Origin of the sequence: Paenibacillus sp. FSL H8-0260 (genome assembly GCF_045040625.1) — a bacterium.
Classification (GTDB): domain Bacteria; phylum Bacillota; class Bacilli; order Paenibacillales; family Paenibacillaceae; genus Paenibacillus_AQ; species Paenibacillus_AQ odorifer.
This window is the reverse complement of record NZ_CP150298.1, coordinates 1,356,612-1,371,963: the sequence shown is the minus strand read 5'-3', so window position 1 is coordinate 1,371,963 and position 15,352 is coordinate 1,356,612. Positions and strand designations below refer to the sequence as shown.

At 42.0% G+C, this 15,352-nt stretch carries 19 protein-coding genes and 5 tRNA genes; 4 read left to right on the top strand and 20 right to left on the bottom strand.

The features are described 5' to 3' along the window. Positions 1 to 118 precede the first annotated feature (118 nt). The 5 genes from MHI51_RS05945 to MHI51_RS05925 all read right to left on the bottom strand — a co-directional run bounded on the left by MHI51_RS05945 (position 119) and on the right by MHI51_RS05925 (position 2,979). Positions 119 to 553: a DUF6526 family protein gene (locus MHI51_RS05945; protein WP_076185827.1), complete on the bottom strand. Its 435-nt coding sequence runs from the start codon at positions 551 to 553 to the stop codon at positions 119 to 121. Positions 554 to 588: 35 nt separating this feature from the next. Next, on the bottom strand, positions 589 to 1,494 hold the full coding sequence (locus MHI51_RS05940) for a copper amine oxidase N-terminal domain-containing protein (protein ID WP_076219299.1): 906 nt from the start codon (positions 1,492 to 1,494) through the stop codon (positions 589 to 591). A 79-nt stretch (positions 1,495 to 1,573) separates the two neighbouring features. Further along, entirely contained in the window at positions 1,574 to 1,993 is a 420-nt protein-coding gene (locus MHI51_RS05935; RefSeq protein ID WP_405173676.1) for a thiol-disulfide oxidoreductase DCC family protein, read from the bottom strand. A 94-nt stretch (positions 1,994 to 2,087) separates the two neighbouring features. Further along, entirely contained in the window at positions 2,088 to 2,366 is a 279-nt protein-coding gene (locus tag MHI51_RS05930; protein ID WP_036681678.1) for a hypothetical protein, read from the bottom strand. 190 nt (positions 2,367 to 2,556) lie between these two features. Next, positions 2,557 to 2,979, bottom strand: a complete 423-nt coding sequence (locus MHI51_RS05925) for an organic hydroperoxide resistance protein (protein ID WP_036681676.1) — start codon at positions 2,977 to 2,979, stop codon at positions 2,557 to 2,559. A gap of 180 nt (positions 2,980 to 3,159) precedes the next feature. On the opposite strand from MHI51_RS05925, the gene MHI51_RS05920 reads away from it, so the two are divergent. Together MHI51_RS05920 and MHI51_RS05915 are read left to right on the top strand one after the other, a co-directional pair. Further along, complete coding sequence (locus tag MHI51_RS05920) at positions 3,160 to 3,639, top strand: glutathione peroxidase (RefSeq protein WP_038569095.1); 480 nt, start codon at positions 3,160 to 3,162, stop codon at positions 3,637 to 3,639. A gap of 169 nt (positions 3,640 to 3,808) precedes the next feature. Then, entirely contained in the window at positions 3,809 to 4,318 is a 510-nt protein-coding gene (locus tag MHI51_RS05915; protein WP_405173675.1) for a GyrI-like domain-containing protein, read from the top strand. A 67-nt stretch (positions 4,319 to 4,385) separates the two neighbouring features. On the opposite strand, the gene MHI51_RS05910 is transcribed toward MHI51_RS05915, so the two are convergent. After that, positions 4,386 to 4,468: transfer RNA gene (locus MHI51_RS05910), tRNA-Leu, on the bottom strand. Between the two features lie 88 nt (positions 4,469 to 4,556). After that, a complete protein-coding gene (locus tag MHI51_RS05905) occupies positions 4,557 to 4,922 on the bottom strand; it encodes a helix-turn-helix domain-containing protein (protein ID WP_405173674.1) in 366 nt (121 codons plus the stop codon). A gap of 227 nt (positions 4,923 to 5,149) precedes the next feature. Between MHI51_RS05905 and MHI51_RS05900 the strand changes: the two genes are divergently transcribed. Next, positions 5,150 to 5,773: a hypothetical protein gene (locus MHI51_RS05900; protein WP_076128220.1), complete on the top strand. Its 624-nt coding sequence runs from the start codon at positions 5,150 to 5,152 to the stop codon at positions 5,771 to 5,773. Between the two features lie 87 nt (positions 5,774 to 5,860). Here the strand turns inward: MHI51_RS05900 and MHI51_RS05895 are convergent. From MHI51_RS05895 to MHI51_RS05835, 13 genes are all read right to left on the bottom strand, one after another. Beyond that, positions 5,861 to 5,943 (bottom strand) — tRNA-Leu (locus MHI51_RS05895). Positions 5,944 to 5,949: 6 nt separating this feature from the next. Then, positions 5,950 to 6,021: transfer RNA gene (locus tag MHI51_RS05890), tRNA-Glu, on the bottom strand. A 138-nt stretch (positions 6,022 to 6,159) separates the two neighbouring features. Further along, complete coding sequence (locus tag MHI51_RS05885) at positions 6,160 to 7,350, bottom strand: ABC transporter substrate-binding protein (protein WP_076128222.1); 1,191 nt, start codon at positions 7,348 to 7,350, stop codon at positions 6,160 to 6,162. 71 nt (positions 7,351 to 7,421) lie between these two features. Then, on the bottom strand, positions 7,422 to 8,123 hold the full coding sequence (locus MHI51_RS05880) for an ABC transporter ATP-binding protein (protein WP_405173673.1): 702 nt from the start codon (positions 8,121 to 8,123) through the stop codon (positions 7,422 to 7,424). A gap of 6 nt (positions 8,124 to 8,129) precedes the next feature. Continuing rightward, entirely contained in the window at positions 8,130 to 8,912 is a 783-nt protein-coding gene (locus MHI51_RS05875) for an ABC transporter ATP-binding protein (protein ID WP_405173672.1), read from the bottom strand. Next, positions 8,881 to 9,849, bottom strand: coding sequence for a branched-chain amino acid ABC transporter permease (locus tag MHI51_RS05870; RefSeq protein ID WP_076128228.1), 969 nt, complete (start codon positions 9,847 to 9,849; stop codon positions 8,881 to 8,883). The genes MHI51_RS05875 and MHI51_RS05870 overlap by 32 nt, the downstream gene beginning before the upstream one ends. Before the next feature lie 10 nt (positions 9,850 to 9,859). Then, on the bottom strand, positions 9,860 to 10,687 hold the full coding sequence (locus MHI51_RS05865; protein ID WP_370511630.1) for a branched-chain amino acid ABC transporter permease: 828 nt from the start codon (positions 10,685 to 10,687) through the stop codon (positions 9,860 to 9,862). 549 nt (positions 10,688 to 11,236) lie between these two features. After that, entirely contained in the window at positions 11,237 to 11,698 is a 462-nt protein-coding gene (locus MHI51_RS05860) for a DinB family protein (RefSeq protein WP_076220224.1), read from the bottom strand. Positions 11,699 to 11,989: 291 nt separating this feature from the next. After that, a complete protein-coding gene (locus MHI51_RS05855) occupies positions 11,990 to 12,595 on the bottom strand; it encodes a class I SAM-dependent methyltransferase (RefSeq protein ID WP_405173671.1) in 606 nt (201 codons plus the stop codon). A 102-nt stretch (positions 12,596 to 12,697) separates the two neighbouring features. Continuing rightward, positions 12,698 to 13,144, bottom strand: a complete 447-nt coding sequence (locus tag MHI51_RS05850) for an oxidoreductase (RefSeq protein ID WP_076278195.1) — start codon at positions 13,142 to 13,144, stop codon at positions 12,698 to 12,700. Positions 13,145 to 13,319: 175 nt separating this feature from the next. Continuing rightward, a tRNA-Ser gene (locus tag MHI51_RS05845) sits at positions 13,320 to 13,408 on the bottom strand. A gap of 7 nt (positions 13,409 to 13,415) precedes the next feature. Next, positions 13,416 to 13,491, bottom strand: a tRNA-Asn gene (locus tag MHI51_RS05840). A gap of 143 nt (positions 13,492 to 13,634) precedes the next feature. Beyond that, positions 13,635 to 14,387, bottom strand: coding sequence for an MBL fold metallo-hydrolase (locus tag MHI51_RS05835; RefSeq protein ID WP_076220266.1), 753 nt, complete (start codon positions 14,385 to 14,387; stop codon positions 13,635 to 13,637). Between the two features lie 129 nt (positions 14,388 to 14,516). Between MHI51_RS05835 and MHI51_RS05830 the strand changes: the two genes are divergently transcribed. Beyond that, positions 14,517 to 14,945 carry an Lrp/AsnC family transcriptional regulator gene (locus MHI51_RS05830; protein WP_076277914.1) on the top strand — a complete coding sequence of 143 codons (429 nt, stop codon included), beginning with the start codon at positions 14,517 to 14,519 and terminating at the stop codon, positions 14,943 to 14,945. The last annotated feature ends 407 nt before the right edge of the window (positions 14,946 to 15,352 follow it).

Genomic DNA, 15,352 nt, shown 5'->3' with positions numbered 1-15,352 from the left:
CAATAACCGTGGATACGGTACATTGAACGGTGCTTCCGTTACTATCCCTTTAATTTACAGCTATAGTAGCATATATATAAGAAGGCAGCAATAAGTTTTTTCGCACATCAAGTGGTTTTTAGACTCTCATCGTATCTTCACGCCAATTCTTGATGGCAGACCGGATATCGGCAGGACTAAGCTTTTCCTTCACCGCCCGCTGACATAGTGCCGGAAACTCTTCATCTCCTGCATACCGAAGCGCGATAATCTGAGCTAATTCAAGCTCTGGATTTAATACTTCACCTGTCAATCGGAAATACCGGAACTGCTCCTCTACCCTCACTACTCGATCCTGATTTTTTGTGGCATAAATTCGAATTCGAGTAATCGCAAATAATAGGCATAGAGATAAACCAAATAATAGCAAGGGCACTGTTAGAGCACCATCATCACGTAACACCTGAACGACATAAATTCCCGACCATACAAATATAATCAGCGCTAGCGGCATAGTTACAAAATGATAAGGCCAATCAAAACGCATAAAACCTTTAGGCTTCCCCTTGTTCATAATTCATCTCCATATTTATATGACTTATATATTGCTTAAAGCTTAGTCTCTCCGGGAATAGCTACGACAAAAGGTTCATTATTCCCCCAGTACAGAGACTGTCCTGAAACTTTAGTAGTTCCATCCGCATCAACCATTCCATAAATAATCTGACTTCCCCAAACACTCGTATAAAAAGAGGCATAGGATGGAGCTAGAACAGGTGCTTTACCATATTCCTTCGCAACTGGGTAACCGAATATCGCGGTAAAATCTTTATTTGTAGCCTCCTTGGACATATCCAGATCAGCTTCCCAAACTACTTTTACAATATTATCCTTGATCTCATAATACTTTACGAAATGTCCATACAATATAAAATAACCATCAGATCTGCCTTCAGGAAAATAATACGTCATAGACAACGCTTCATTATCACCCGTCAATTTGGAGGGTTCTCTTTCTTCAACCGGGAATTGCAGAGCAGCTATGCGGGAAACAACTAAGTCATTACTATTATAATTCTGCACAAGTTTAGCATTGGCCCGTTCCTGAACCCAGACTGTATTCGAAGCAGCATCTACTGTTACTCTCGCTCCAAGAGCCTCCGCAATAAACCGCAGGGGTACCGCTACTCTTCCATCCACTATTTTGGCCGATACATCCAGTTGTACAGCATCCGAGTTCTTCCAAGCCGTCCGTGAGCCAACCGTAAGCTTAATCTTCATAGAATCTCTAGCAATCGTAGCTTGCTTGGTATTGGCATCCCATTGAATAGAAGTATTCTTGAATCTTTCAAAAGCCTTCAGCGGAACCAGCGTCTTCCCCGACACGATTTGCACACCAACATCCACACTTGAATTGTTCACCATAATGCGAAGCTTGGGGGCAGCTGAGGCCGTACCGATCATACTTAAAGATAATAACATGACTATAAAAAACAGAAGCCCTTTCCGTTTCACTATTCGTTCACCCCTAGTCATAATATGAAAAAACTATACCCATTTATAGTTTCATTATAACATTCTCCCAAATTATGGATTACAAAAATCTCCGTTTGATCTCTGGGGTAGGGAGCATACACTGCTCATCACGTCCGAACCAACGATAGCGGTTCTTGGCTACATACCGATAAAGGGCATTGCGCAATGGGCGTGGTACTAAGATGAACACGTATGTGGCAGGCCAAGGAAATCTCAATTTATGGGCAATTCTTAGCACAGCGGCCGACTCTGTATAATACACTCCGTTCTCCAGTAAAATCACCGTGTTTAATTGTCCAGGCTGAAGTCCGGACTCTTTCATTAGCTTTGCCGCAATCTCATTCTGTAAAGGTGCGAATAGAAATTTAGCGTCGGGGTCACGCGGGATAATGAAACGAACTACCCCCTGGCAAAGATGACACACTCCGTCTATCAATACGATGGACTTATCTTTCATAAGGTTCAGTTCCTCGTTCATGGCTCCCCCTCCGTCTTAAAGGCGTAAATTTCTGCTTTTTTGGGTAAACAAAAACGCGGGATAACCTCCCGCGCCATCAAGTGCCGTTCTTTAATTATTCTGCGATTGCTTTCTCAATCCATTGATCCCCGATCATTTGCCCTTCGAAATCAGCAGTGAATGCCTCCATGCATTTGCAGATGAAATCTTTGCGGCAAATTGGACATGGAGTTTTAAGCAGGCGGCTGATGTTCGTCATTTTCCATTCCGGAAACCGATGATAAAACGCGCGGCACTCCGTTCCATCAGCAAGCTTGATAATGAACTCGTACAATCCTTCCTTATCGTTGCTGCTGGCTTTGGTCACATTCGTAATATTCGGTCTGTAAGACATCTTCATCACCCATTATTTAAATTTTTGGTTGTAAATTGCACACGCAGGCACATTCTCAGATACTTAGACATATTAAAGAATTTTAAGGGTGATGTCAACCAAAGACGCCTAACACGGCAGCTATTTATTACTCTTTTATGATTTACGTCTCTATTTAGCCATTATTTCCATAAAATATATACAGATACATTTAATCAACAATCTTTAATTCAACCTCGATATTACCTCTGGTTGCTTTGGAGTAAGGACAGAATTCGTGAGCCTTCTTCGCCAGTTCCTCTGCTTTGTCGTGTTCGATCCCTGGCAGCTTCACATCCATTCTCACAGCAAGTCTAAAGCCTCCATCGCTGTCATCCTTCCCAATGGACACATTACAAGTGACCTCCACGTCATGGAGTTTCACGCCCTCTTTACGGGCGATATTCGCTAGTGCACTCTCGTAACACGCTCCATAACCAGCCGAGAATAGTTGCTCTGGATTGGTACCGGAACCTCCCGGCCCTCCAAGCTCTTTAGGCATGCTTAAATTATGCTTTAACACGCCATCCGAGGATTCAATGGAGCCTTCACGACCGCCATGGACTGTTGTAGTTGCTGTGTATAATGCTTTCATGAGTCATCTTCTCCTTCATCAAGCTGTATTGGTCATGCTCATACTTTATACTTTAAACAACAGGTATGATTTGAAACGATGATGAGGAATGATTCATAATACTTTCTTATTTGGCTCCAGATCATAAATAGTGTACAATTAAATTGTTAAAAACTTAAATTAGCTATGGAGGTGTCATCCATGAGTATTTATGATTTTGAGGTCAACACTCTTAAGGGTGAAGAGGAATCATTGTCAAAGTACAAGGGTAAAGTACTCCTGGTTGTGAATACTGCCAGCAAATGTGGATTTACTCCCCAGTATAAAGGTCTTCAGGAAGTGTACGAGAAATTCAAGGACCGCGGGTTCGAAGTTTTAGGATTTCCAAGCAATCAATTTGCTGGACAAGAGCCTGGCGAAAGTGATGAAATTGCGGAATACTGCGAGATTAATTATGGGGTAACCTTCCCTATGTTCGAGAAGATTGACGTAAAAGGCGATGAAGCACATCCATTATTCAAATACTTATCCAAAGAAGCTCCTGGTGTCTTAGGCTCAAAAAGTGTGAAATGGAACTTTACGAAGTTTCTGGTTGACCAAGATGGCCGTGTTCTAAAACGGTTTGCTCCTAAGACCACTCCACAGCAGATCGAATCCGATATTTCCAAGCTTTTAAAATAATTCATTAGAAAAAGGATACTCACCACATCACACAGCCCCCTGTTGTTATGCGGTAAAGTATCCTTTTTAACTAGAAAGAACGTCATAATATCGCTATATATCAGCACCCTTTAATCTCTTGGAATATTTTATAATATTGTTGAAATATTTTTGCTGGGAGGGACAATCGGTGACTGTTCAACTGCTTGATATACCCGAACTAAATGTTATTGGCTGGGCAAATGTAAACTCATCCGGGGAGCCATATGCGAATCTTTGGGAATATGTTTTTGGCGAGCTGGATATTGATGCAAAATTTGATGCTATACCCACAAAAGTTCAAAGCAGCGGTTGTTATCTCGGTCTATTTCAGAACCGTACATCCGTGCCTAAACTGTGGGAGCATACCGCATGGGATATTGATTTTTTCCTTTGTGTTGAAGTCGAGCAGTTAGATTGTATCCCTGAAGGCCTTATTCATAAGAAACTTCCTGCGTCTACCTATGCTATATTTACTGCTAACGGATTCCCTCAGTTGGCTTTTCAACATACCTGGAATTATATATATAATGAATGGCTGCCGGATTCCGGTTATAAGTTCAATCCTGATGGAGTCTTTTACATCCAATACACGGAAAAGTCCGGTCCGGATGATGAAGGATTCGAAGCCAATCTATGCGTGCCGCTTGTAAAGAAGTAGGTTGTGTGATTGAGGATTGAACAAAAAAAGAAGCCTTGCATCGCAAGGCCTCTTTCTTCATTCTGTATGCGGTAGAGAGGACTCGAACCTCCACGGGTATACACCCACTACCCCCTCAAGATAGCGTGTCTGCCATTCCACCACTACCGCGCGGTGTGTTAAACATAGAACATAAATTTGTTTGAGGTCAACATTCATTATTATAAATGTACTTTTCTCAAAAGTAAAGATGCAGATTTTAAGATTCTTCGTCGACCATTTTCTGTTTACGATATTCAGCAAAAGCTATATATTCCTTGATAAAATTCTTTTCTGCTGGAAGTAATTCATCTACTCGGCTTTCCGATAGCTGAACATCACTCAAATCATAGTCTGCGCCGCTCTCTCGTACAGTATCCGGTGTATCTTTGCCGAGAATGAGCCAGTCCAGACTAACATGAAAAAAATCACCGATCTCAATCAGCTTATGTGTTCCTGGAGTAGTCTTTCCCCGCTTCCAATCTCCCATATTACCTGTGCTGATATTTAACTGCTCACAGAATGATTTTTTGGTCAAACCTTTCTGCTTAATCAGGTATTCTATACGTTCGTATATGGTCTGCATCGGTGAATCGCCCTCCATCTAAAAATAAATTACTTATTTACGTAATTACCTATTGCAAAATAACGTAAAAAAGTATATAATTAGTATTGTTATGTATTATCCGATTATATCATATGGCTGGAGTGACGATAAGAGGCGACTCAGGTGACAAGTATCTGTTAGAATACCGTCTGGCCCCCTTTGTTAACTTATCATCCTGAATGATCTCTAGGAGGGAGCGGTGACTTTTGTCAAAATGCTTATCATCTTCCATTATCCATTCACTTGAAGCTTTACCGCACAATGCGGTGGTAATCAACAGTCATGGGATTATCCAGTTCACCAACAGCAGGTGGAAGGCCTTTAGTCATGAATATGGTCTTTCTACTAATAAGAAATGGATTGGCGCGTATTACTCAGAGCTCATGCAAGATGTGATTGTCGATCCCGATCAATGGGCCAAGCTTTATGAATCAGTGAAATATATACTCCGCAGAGAGCATCAGGTTTATACTTCCGAATTCTCCATACAAACCGCTAATAAAGGGAAACGAATCTTCCGTTTGGAGATCTACCCATTTCTCTCAGATCCGCACCCAGAAGCCACTTTTATAATTTCACTATATGATGTGGGCCCCTATAAAGAAGAACCTCTTCATCCGGAGATCATAAACCTCCGTTCAACCTTACCATCATCTTTTGAGCTAATCCCAATCTGTGCTTCCTGTAAATGTATTCGTAATCCCAAGGATGAATGGATCACCATTGAACATTTCTTAAAGCATCAGCTTTCTTTGCAATTCACTCATGATATCTGCCCAGACTGCATAAGACAGCTCTATCCCCAGTATGCTGGGGCTTTTAAGAGATGACCTGACGTCACTGAATTTCACTTCTAATCTTATAAAAAAAAGTAAGAAATCCTCTGCGAACAAAGGGTTTCTTACTTTTTATTTGTATGCGGTAGAGAGGACTCGAACCTCCACGGGTATACACCCACTACCCCCTCAAGATAGCGTGTCTGCCATTCCACCACTACCGCATAATATGACCCGTATGGGATTCGAACCCATGTTACCTCCGTGAAAGGGAGGTGTCTTAACCCCTTGACCAACGGGCCATGCTTTACAAGTTATTTTCTTGTCACAACAAAAATGAGTATATCAAACCATAAGAATTTTGACAAGCCTTTTTTTAAAAAAAGTTTAAACTAAAAGAAACGCGCACCAATAAAGGTACGCGCCTCTAATCACAACGCTTATGGGTTTACTTTTGCCTCAAAGGTTTGTACCCCATCTACAAACTTTAGCACCACAGCTGCTTTTACCGGGTCATGCGTTTCATTCATTGTGATTTTACCCGTGGCCAGTTGTAAATCCTTTGTCCCCGCCAGTGCATCCTTCAGCTTCTCAGGTTCTGTGGAATCCGCACGTGTAATCGCGTCTGCCACTAGTTTCACAGCATCATATCCAAGCGCAGCCATCCCATCTGGAACAAGATCACCGTTAGCAGCCTTGAAGGCATCTACGAACGATTTTACTTCTGGCGAGCTATCTTCAGGTGAATAGTGATTGGACATAAACGTATTGTTTAGGGCATCCGCTCCGGCAATCTCAGCCAGCTGAGGTGAATCCCAGCCATCCCCGCCCATAAACGGAACGGTGATCCCCATTTCGCGAGCTTGCTTTACGATTTTGCCGACCTCCTCATAATAGCCTGGAAGATAAATAACATCGGGATTAGCTTCTTTAATACGTGTTAATACGGCTTTAAAATCAGAATCTTTTTGTTGATAGGATTCTTCGCTTAAGATTGAGCCACCGTTCTTAGTAAACGTTGCTTTAAAGAAGGTCTGCAGCCCTTTGGAATAATCGCTTGAAGCATCCGTATAAATAACAGCCGTCTTCGCTTTAAGTGTATCCTTAGCAAAGTTAGCCATTACTTCGCCTTGGAAAGGATCAATAAATGAGGCCCGGAATACCCATTCGTTCAAATCTCCAGTACGTTCATCAACTGTTACTTTGGGATTGGTGGCTGAGGAGCTAACCAGCGGGATGCCTTTTTCTTGAGCAACGGGAACAATCCCGAGTGTATTCGTAGATGTAGTTGCACCTATAATAGCTACAACTTTATTGGTAGTAATCAGCTTTTGCGCTGCGCGTGTCGCCTCTTCCGACTTGGAGGCATTATCCGCTTCAATCAGTTCAAGTTTTTTGCCGAGTATTCCACCTGCGTCATTAATTTCTTTTACCGCCAGCTTTGCCCCTTTGAGTGCAGAATCACCGAAGGAAGCCTGGCCGCCTGTAAGCTCAAGGTCTGCTCCAATCTTGATGGTCCCTCCACCAGTGTTCCCACCTTCAGCAGTAGTGTTGTCTGTCTTGTTCCCACAGCCTGCCAGCAATCCACCAGCCAGCAATGCAGTCAGCAATATGGCCCCGATTTTCTTCATCCTCTTCCAGCCTCCCAAAATAAATATTTTATAGGTTCTTTCTGTGATACTGTTGTGAACTAGCCGATGAATTAATGTCCCAGATAAGCCATTCTGATCTCTTCCGAATCTGCCAATTCCTTGGCATCTCCCTCAAGCACCACTCTGCCCGTCTCAAGAACGTAAGCCCTATGAGCAATTTTAAGCGCCTGATGGGCATTTTGTTCTACAAGAAGCACTGTTGTTCCAGAGGCATTTACTTCCTGGATGATCCGAAAAATATCCTGAACGAGCAATGGAGCAAGCCCCATCGAGGGTTCATCTAATAATAAAAGCTTGGGATGCCCCATCATCGCGCGCCCCATAGCAAGCATCTGCTGCTCCCCGCCGGATAATGTGCCGGCAAGCTGTTTTTTTCTTTCTAAAAGACGCGGGAAGATGGAGTAAACCTTGGCAAAATCAGCAGCTAAGCTGCCTGAATCCTGTAAAAAAGCTCCTAGCTCCAGATTTTCTTCCACAGACATATTAGCAAATACACGCCTGCCTTCCGGACAATGAATAAGCCCCTGTTTTACGATGGACTGAACACTCTGATTCGTAATAGATTTATCCATGAAATCTATACTGCCTGTTTTGGGTTTCAGCAGTCCCGAAAGCGTCTTAAGCAACGTGGACTTACCTGCTCCATTTGCGCCGATTAGAGTTACAATCTCGCCTTCTTTTACATTCATACTTAAATCCTTCAAGGCATGAATAGCCCCATAATATACATTGATCCCCTGTACGCTAAGCATGGTCCACTACGCCTCCTGTCCCAAATAGGCTTCTATGACTTTGGGATGATTCCGTATTTCAACGGGCGTACCTTCAGCAATCAACATTCCGCGGTCCAGCACATAAATCCGCTCACACACCCCCATAACCAGGGACATATCGTGCTCGATAAGCAGGATCGTCAGCTCAAACTCTTCACGGATCCAGGCAATAAGATTCATTAGATCCCGAGTTTCATTCGGGTTCATCCCTGCGGCTGGTTCATCCAATAGCAAAAGCTTAGGTCCTGCTGCAAGCGCGCGCGCAATTTCCAAACGCCTTTGATTTCCATAGCTAAGATTCCCGGCACATTCATCACATTGATCGGCAAGATTAAATATTTTGAGAATATCCATAGCCTTTTGCGTAAATTCGTTTTCTTCTACAAAATGCTTAGGCAGACGGAGCATGGAAGTGAACATTGAATGTCTGGCATGCTGGTGAAATGCGATCTTAACGTTATCCAGCACCGTCATAGAAGTAAATAGACGGATATTCTGAAATGTCCGCGCTGCCCCTTTTCGGTTAATCCGATAAGGCTTCATCCCGCCTACTGCCTGATTGCTGAGGATAATATCGCCACTGGAAGGCGGGTATACACCTGTCAGCAAGTTAAAAAGGGTTGTTTTTCCCGCGCCATTAGGTCCGATGAGCCCAATCAACTCGCCTTTATTAATATGGAGAGATACCTCGTTAAGCGCCTTAAGCCCGCCAAATGCACGACTTGCTTGTTGAACATCAAGAAGCACTTCCACTGTTGATGCTGTCACTTGGCTTGACCTCCTTTTTAGACCATTTCAAGAAAGAAAAACCCGTGCTGCCAAGCAGTCCTTTAGGCCGAAAAATCATCATCAGAATTAGAATCGCCGAGTAAATAATCATCCGCAGCTCCGGATATTCCTGAAGCACCGTGAAGAGCACCGTCAGTACAATCGCACCCACGATGGCCCCGCTTGTACTTCCTAGCCCACCTAACACTACCATGACTAGAATTTCGAATGATTTCAGAAAATTAAAGCTGCCAGGATTGATGACGTAGAACTTATGAGCAGAGAGACCACCCGCTATTCCCGCAAATAATGCTCCAAGGGAAAAAGCAATGACTTTGTACAAGGTTGTATTAATCCCCATCGCTTCAGCAGCAATTTCATTCTCCCGAATCGCTATACAAGCCCGGCCGTGAGTGGAACGTATAAAGTTATTGATCACAACAATCGTGACCAATGTGAACAGAAACATAATCGTCCAAGTCGTTTGATTAGGAATGCCGCTTAGGCCTGAAGCTCCGCCCACATATTCTGTATTGAGCAGGACAATCCGGATAATCTCACCAAATCCCAGCGTAGCAATCGCCAGATAGTCTCCATTCAGCCGCAAGGTCGGAATCCCGATAAGTACACCGAAAAATGCAGCAACCAGTCCAGAGATCACTAGCGCCAGCACGAATGGCATCTCAAAGTTCAAAGTTAAAATGGAAGAAACATAAGCACCAATAGACATGAATCCAGCATGCCCGATTGAGAATTGCCCCGTTATCCCATTAATCAGATTCAAAGACACCGCCAGCATGACATTTATACAAATTAGAATTAGCGTAGACTCCATGACATCATCAAATATTCCCGTTGTTAGAAGAACTTGAATGACGATATATAGCATGACAGAAAATACAATGCCTATCCAAAATGACTTGTTTATCTTCTTCATAGGCATCTCCCTACACTTTCTCGCGGACATTTTTACCAAATAGCCCGGATGGTTTAAAGATAAGGATTAGGATGAGTACAGCAAATGCCACACCATCACGCCAAGAAGAATATCCCAGAGAAGAAACCTCTGTCTCGACTGTGCCCAGCAGAAGTCCCCCTACCAGAGCACCAGGAATACTGCCAATGCCACCTAGAACCGCAGCCACAAAAGCTTTAAGCCCCGGAAGTACCCCCATCATCGGATCCACTGAATTGTAAGTCATTCCGAAAATAACGCCTGCCGCTGCCGCAAGTGCAGATCCTATAGCGAAGGTGGCTGAAATGGTCCGATCTACATTAATCCCCATCAACCGTGCTGCTTCCATATCAAAAGAAACGGCCCGCATCGCTTTACCAATCTTTGTTCGGTGCACAATATACTGAAGGATGATCATCAAAATAACCGTCGTGCCCAAGATCATGATTTGATTGGAGTCCACCTGAATCGAGGAACCAAACAAGTTGTATTGCTGCTTATTAAGAATCTCCGGAAATCCTTTAGCCTGAGGACCAAGCACAAACACACCGCTGTATTCCAGCAAAAAAGAAACGCCAATTGCAGTAATCAACACAGCGATTCGCGAAGCTTTTCGTAGAGGTTTGTATGCTAGCCGTTCGATTGACATCCCCAGCAACGCACTGATTGTCATAGAAATCACCAATGAGATAAGTAAGACCAGTATCGGAGGAAGCCCTGCTGAAGCCAAGTACCTGGCACTGAACAATCCAATAAACGACCCAACCATAAACACATCCCCATGGGCGAAATTGATCAATTTAATAATCCCGTAAACCATGGTGTACCCTAGTGCGATCAGAGCATAGATGCTCCCTACAGAAATCCCGTTAATTAACTGTTGAATGAAATACTCCATCGCCGTCCCCCAATCCCCATATTTATTTTTAAAAACACCTTTCTTTAGCTTACATTCATTTTCATCGTTTTATGTCACTTATATTAACACAGTACTATACATGCGTCAGTAAAATTTGTGGTTTTTACTATAATATTCAATATTTTATGTTATATTACATAACACTCCGAGTTAAACCTTTGGGATGTATAAAGATAGAAAGTGGGTAAAGAGAAGAAAACAGGAGAATTATGGAGATTTTTAAAGTTTGATTTTCAGAGGGGGAGTCTTTGATTTTACCTACAGATTGCATTTAATGATAAATAATATAACATTTGTCTCTTTGGATATGTGTTTTTCGAGTTTATTATGAGTTACTGGTCAAGTTGTATCTCTATTTTTGCGCAAAAAAAGCTCTGTCCCACACAATAATTCGAGTGAGAGAAAGCTAATTAGGGTGGTCAGCTCCATTCTTTGCACTTCCGTCACGAGTCAATTACTCATCATTTTCTTGTTTAATTCTTTAATCTGCATCATATGATGTAGGTCATGCGATATAAAATCCTTTAAATAGGACTCAAAGGAAAACCTTCCGTCCACATATTTGCCTGAGTATTTTCCCTCCTCAAGACTACTTATACAATCTAATATTAAGTTACGATACTTCACAGTCAATTCTATTAATTCGTCTTTGGTTTTTGTTTTACCATATGTAACAGCATCATTATTGAATTGATCGAAATCAATAAGTTGAAGTGTTATCGCTTTATCGTATGCTATCGGTTCGATCGTCGATTCATAGAAGTATTTATCCCATAACAAAATATGACTAACAACATCATGAGTGGTCCATTTTCCTTCAGCGATGGGTGTTTTCCAATCTAAATCAATAATTTCTAGAACAAATCCATTCCATTCCTTAAACTGATTTAGCAAATCTGATCTGTTATTCATTGGCACATCTCCTTTTCTGGTAAACATCAAAATTCTAACAAAATCTCTTTAATTCATTCCTATATAGTTCATAGTTCGCTTCATCGAAACATATAAAAATAACCTTATTTATTTCCGACTTATTACCTAGGAAACAGTCGCTAGCACTAGACTCGCGGGGTTGTCCACCTAGCTAACTCTTCTTCAAACCTTTACCTTTATCGAACCAACACCTCGTGGTCCACGGCGTGAACGTATTGTTCGCAGCTATCTAGCTTTTTCGGAGCTACTAATATGTTCTTCAGCATCCAGCTATTTTCTATATATGTAATCGATAAATCCTTGTCGTATCCATTCGCCTTCAAACTTTCTTTCCAGTACTCGATCTTCTTTGTATATTAACTGCAAATCATCAAACATAGAATCCGCCTCATGATAATCATAATAAGAGTGTATTACGAATTCATCGTCTTCTATTTGTTCAAACTGATAATCCCCCAAATCAACTCCATCGCCGACTCTAAAATCCTTTAGGGTTAAAAAATTTACAAATAATAATCCATTAGGTTTTAGAACGCGTTTCATTTCATTTATCGCTTTTTTCACATCTTGTTTTCTCATATGAAAAATAGAGTTATATGAATACACAAAACTCTTCGACTCATCACTTAGTGCCAACTGTCTCATGTCGCCTTGTTGTATATTTAGATTCTGTCCTCTTTCAGTTGCGAACTGACTAGCTCTTTTAATTTGTTCGTCATTCATCTCAATACCGTATGTACTGTATCCATAGTTTGCAAACAAACTTAGTGGAGGTGAATCCCCTCCCGCCCCGCAGTCTAATATGTTTTTTTCCATACCACTTTCATTGCATAATGCCAAAAATCTGTACAAGGAGATCTGCTTAAACAGTTCCATGTTGATTCCACTCCTCTGATCATGTAGTTATTGGATTCACTCATAGATCTTTCCCATATAAATTATTTGAGCACATCTCTTCCATGGGTTTTCAGGTTTACTTTATTGAAACCCCGCAGTTCCAAATGTCTCTTTAATAACTTTTTCGTATTCATCCCATTTAAAGCAAAAAGGGCCTATATCAATAGTCTTATTACCGGATTCTAATTTGAAATCTCTCCATATAATAAGATCCTCTTCTCTCTCAATAAATACTGATATAAAGCCACATTCTTCATCGCCACACCAGGGACAGACTAATATTGGGTACCTGTAGTACAAATATTCATGCATTTCGTTTAACAAAAAATAATTAATCATTTTCCTTTGATGCTCTTCACTACCCCACCCGAGCGAAGGAACCCTATCATATTTTTTTAACATTTGGTAAAGAGATCTACCATCAATTATTACGTCGGCAAAAATAGTATTTTTATTTCCCTCTTGATCCGGATCAAAACTATCATATCGGCTTGACGGTTTTGTTTGTATTTGATTTATTGTTTTCATGCTCCCTCCTTTAAACTCTTCACACTTATCAATTAAACATTCGATCCCTCCACACCATTCCCCTTCCAAAATATTGAATTCACCGTTTCTCAGAATCGCATATAGCAACCGAAAAATAAATTCACACAACAAAAAAGAGCTCCCAGAATGGAAGCTCTTCTTATGTAATTCAGAACGGAGAGAGTGGGATTCGAACCCACGCACCGCTTACGCAGTCTAACCCCTTAGCAGAGGGTCCCCTTATAGCCACTTGGGTATCTCTCCATGAAAATGGCTCCCCGAACAGGACTCGAACCTGTGACAACTCGATTAACAGTCGAGTGCTCTACCAACTGAGCTATCAGGGAACATTACAAGTGAACATGAATTAATTTATCATGATTTCAAGGTCTAGTCAAGCGGGCAAAATAATTTTTGTGATCGTTTTCAAATTTATGCTATTATTCGGCCGCTTGCTAGATTTTTTAAAGAGATTTCCATCCCTCTCCGTCTATAGATTACACCATTCTCCATCCTGCGGAAGCTGTACCCGATCCCCCAACGATTCCTTCTCTAAATGAGCTTTTAGCTTATCTCGGGTAACCAAACAATGGTTAATGGCGTCCATGTGCACAGCAATCACTTTAGTAGAAGGAGCATATTCACATAGGTCTACGACATCCTGCTCATTCATTGTAATATGGCATCCGCTTAAAAACTGCGCACCACCAGCATTCACAACGGTCACCTCAGGTTTAAAAACATCCAATGCCATTCTCACCTTATCACACCAAATCGTATCCCCAGCCACATATAGAACAGGTTCGCCTTCCGCCTGAAACACAAACCCGGATACCTTACCCATAAGTTTACCAGTCACTCCAGTGCCATGCCGTCCATCAGTACGTGTTATAGTTATTCCATTAAACGTCAATGAACCGCTAATTTCCGTGGTATGCTCAAACCCCTGCTTCGCTAATTTATCTCCATCTCCTTCCTGACATAATAGTGGTAGATCATGCGGCAACAAAGAAATGGCAGCAGCATCCCAATGATCCTGATGAAGATGTGTGACAAGAATTGCATTAGGACTCAGCCATTGTTCTACGGCTCCCGGCAAAGGAACGAGCGGATTGCGGCGATCATTGTCAGTATTAAAAATAGGCGGATTAGCACCCTGTTCACTCAACATAGGATCAATTAAAAATGTACTGCCACCATACTCTAGCCATAGGGTCGCGTTGCGGATATGCTGTATTTTCATCGGAAGCCCTTCTTTCTTTCAGATATCTTCTGCTACAATTAATTATAGTTGGACCTTGAAACAGAATACATTGAGATTGGAAAAAGATTGGCCTGTTCTACTTTCACGCAGAAAGGATTTTAGATAATAATGAGTTCTTATTTTATAGATGATGTGGATTTTCGCATCCTGCAGCTTCTAATTGAAGATTCCACGATCAGTCACAAAGATATTGGGCAGCAAGTGCATATGACCGGTCAGGCTGTGGGCGCACGTATTCGCAAAATGCAGGACACCGGAGTGATTGAAGGCTACACGGTACGCTGGAATCCGGATAAGGTTGGGGAGACTATTCATGCCTTTATTACTGTTTTTTTGGGTTCGAATACGGTTCACCCAGCCTTTCAGACATTCGCAAAGCAGCATGATAGTGTAAAAGAAATACATAGGGTCAGCGGAGAAGGCTGCTACTGGATACGTGTTCGTACCGGAAGCCAAGAGGAGTTGAATAGTTTTCTCGACGAACTGCTGAAGTTCGGAAATTACAGAGTCAATCTATCGATGGGAAAACTGAAATAAGTCTGTATCGGAATCGGATATGAAGCTACTATCGGACCCAGTTGACCTTATACTCAGCATAATCGCATATTTGGCATACTATCGGACCCCATTGCCTCTATTGGCACGAAAAACACCAAATATGAGCCTCTTTCGAACGAATAGCGTCACTTGAGTCCGAAACCCTGCCCAAAAGGCTAAAAACTTGCCAATAGCGTCATTGGGGTCCGCAAGCCTCAGCCAATGATAGCTCGGCGATGTTGGTGTTGGTGCAGGTGTCGATGTTGGTGTTGGTGTTTATGCAAGTGATTGGGTTACTCAAAGCCAATGAGCTTTCGCTTGCTCATAAGCTTTTATAGCAGACCAGCCATCGTCAAAAACGCAGAGCAGCGATCCTCCAATAACCGGAGGATCGCTGCTCTGCTGTC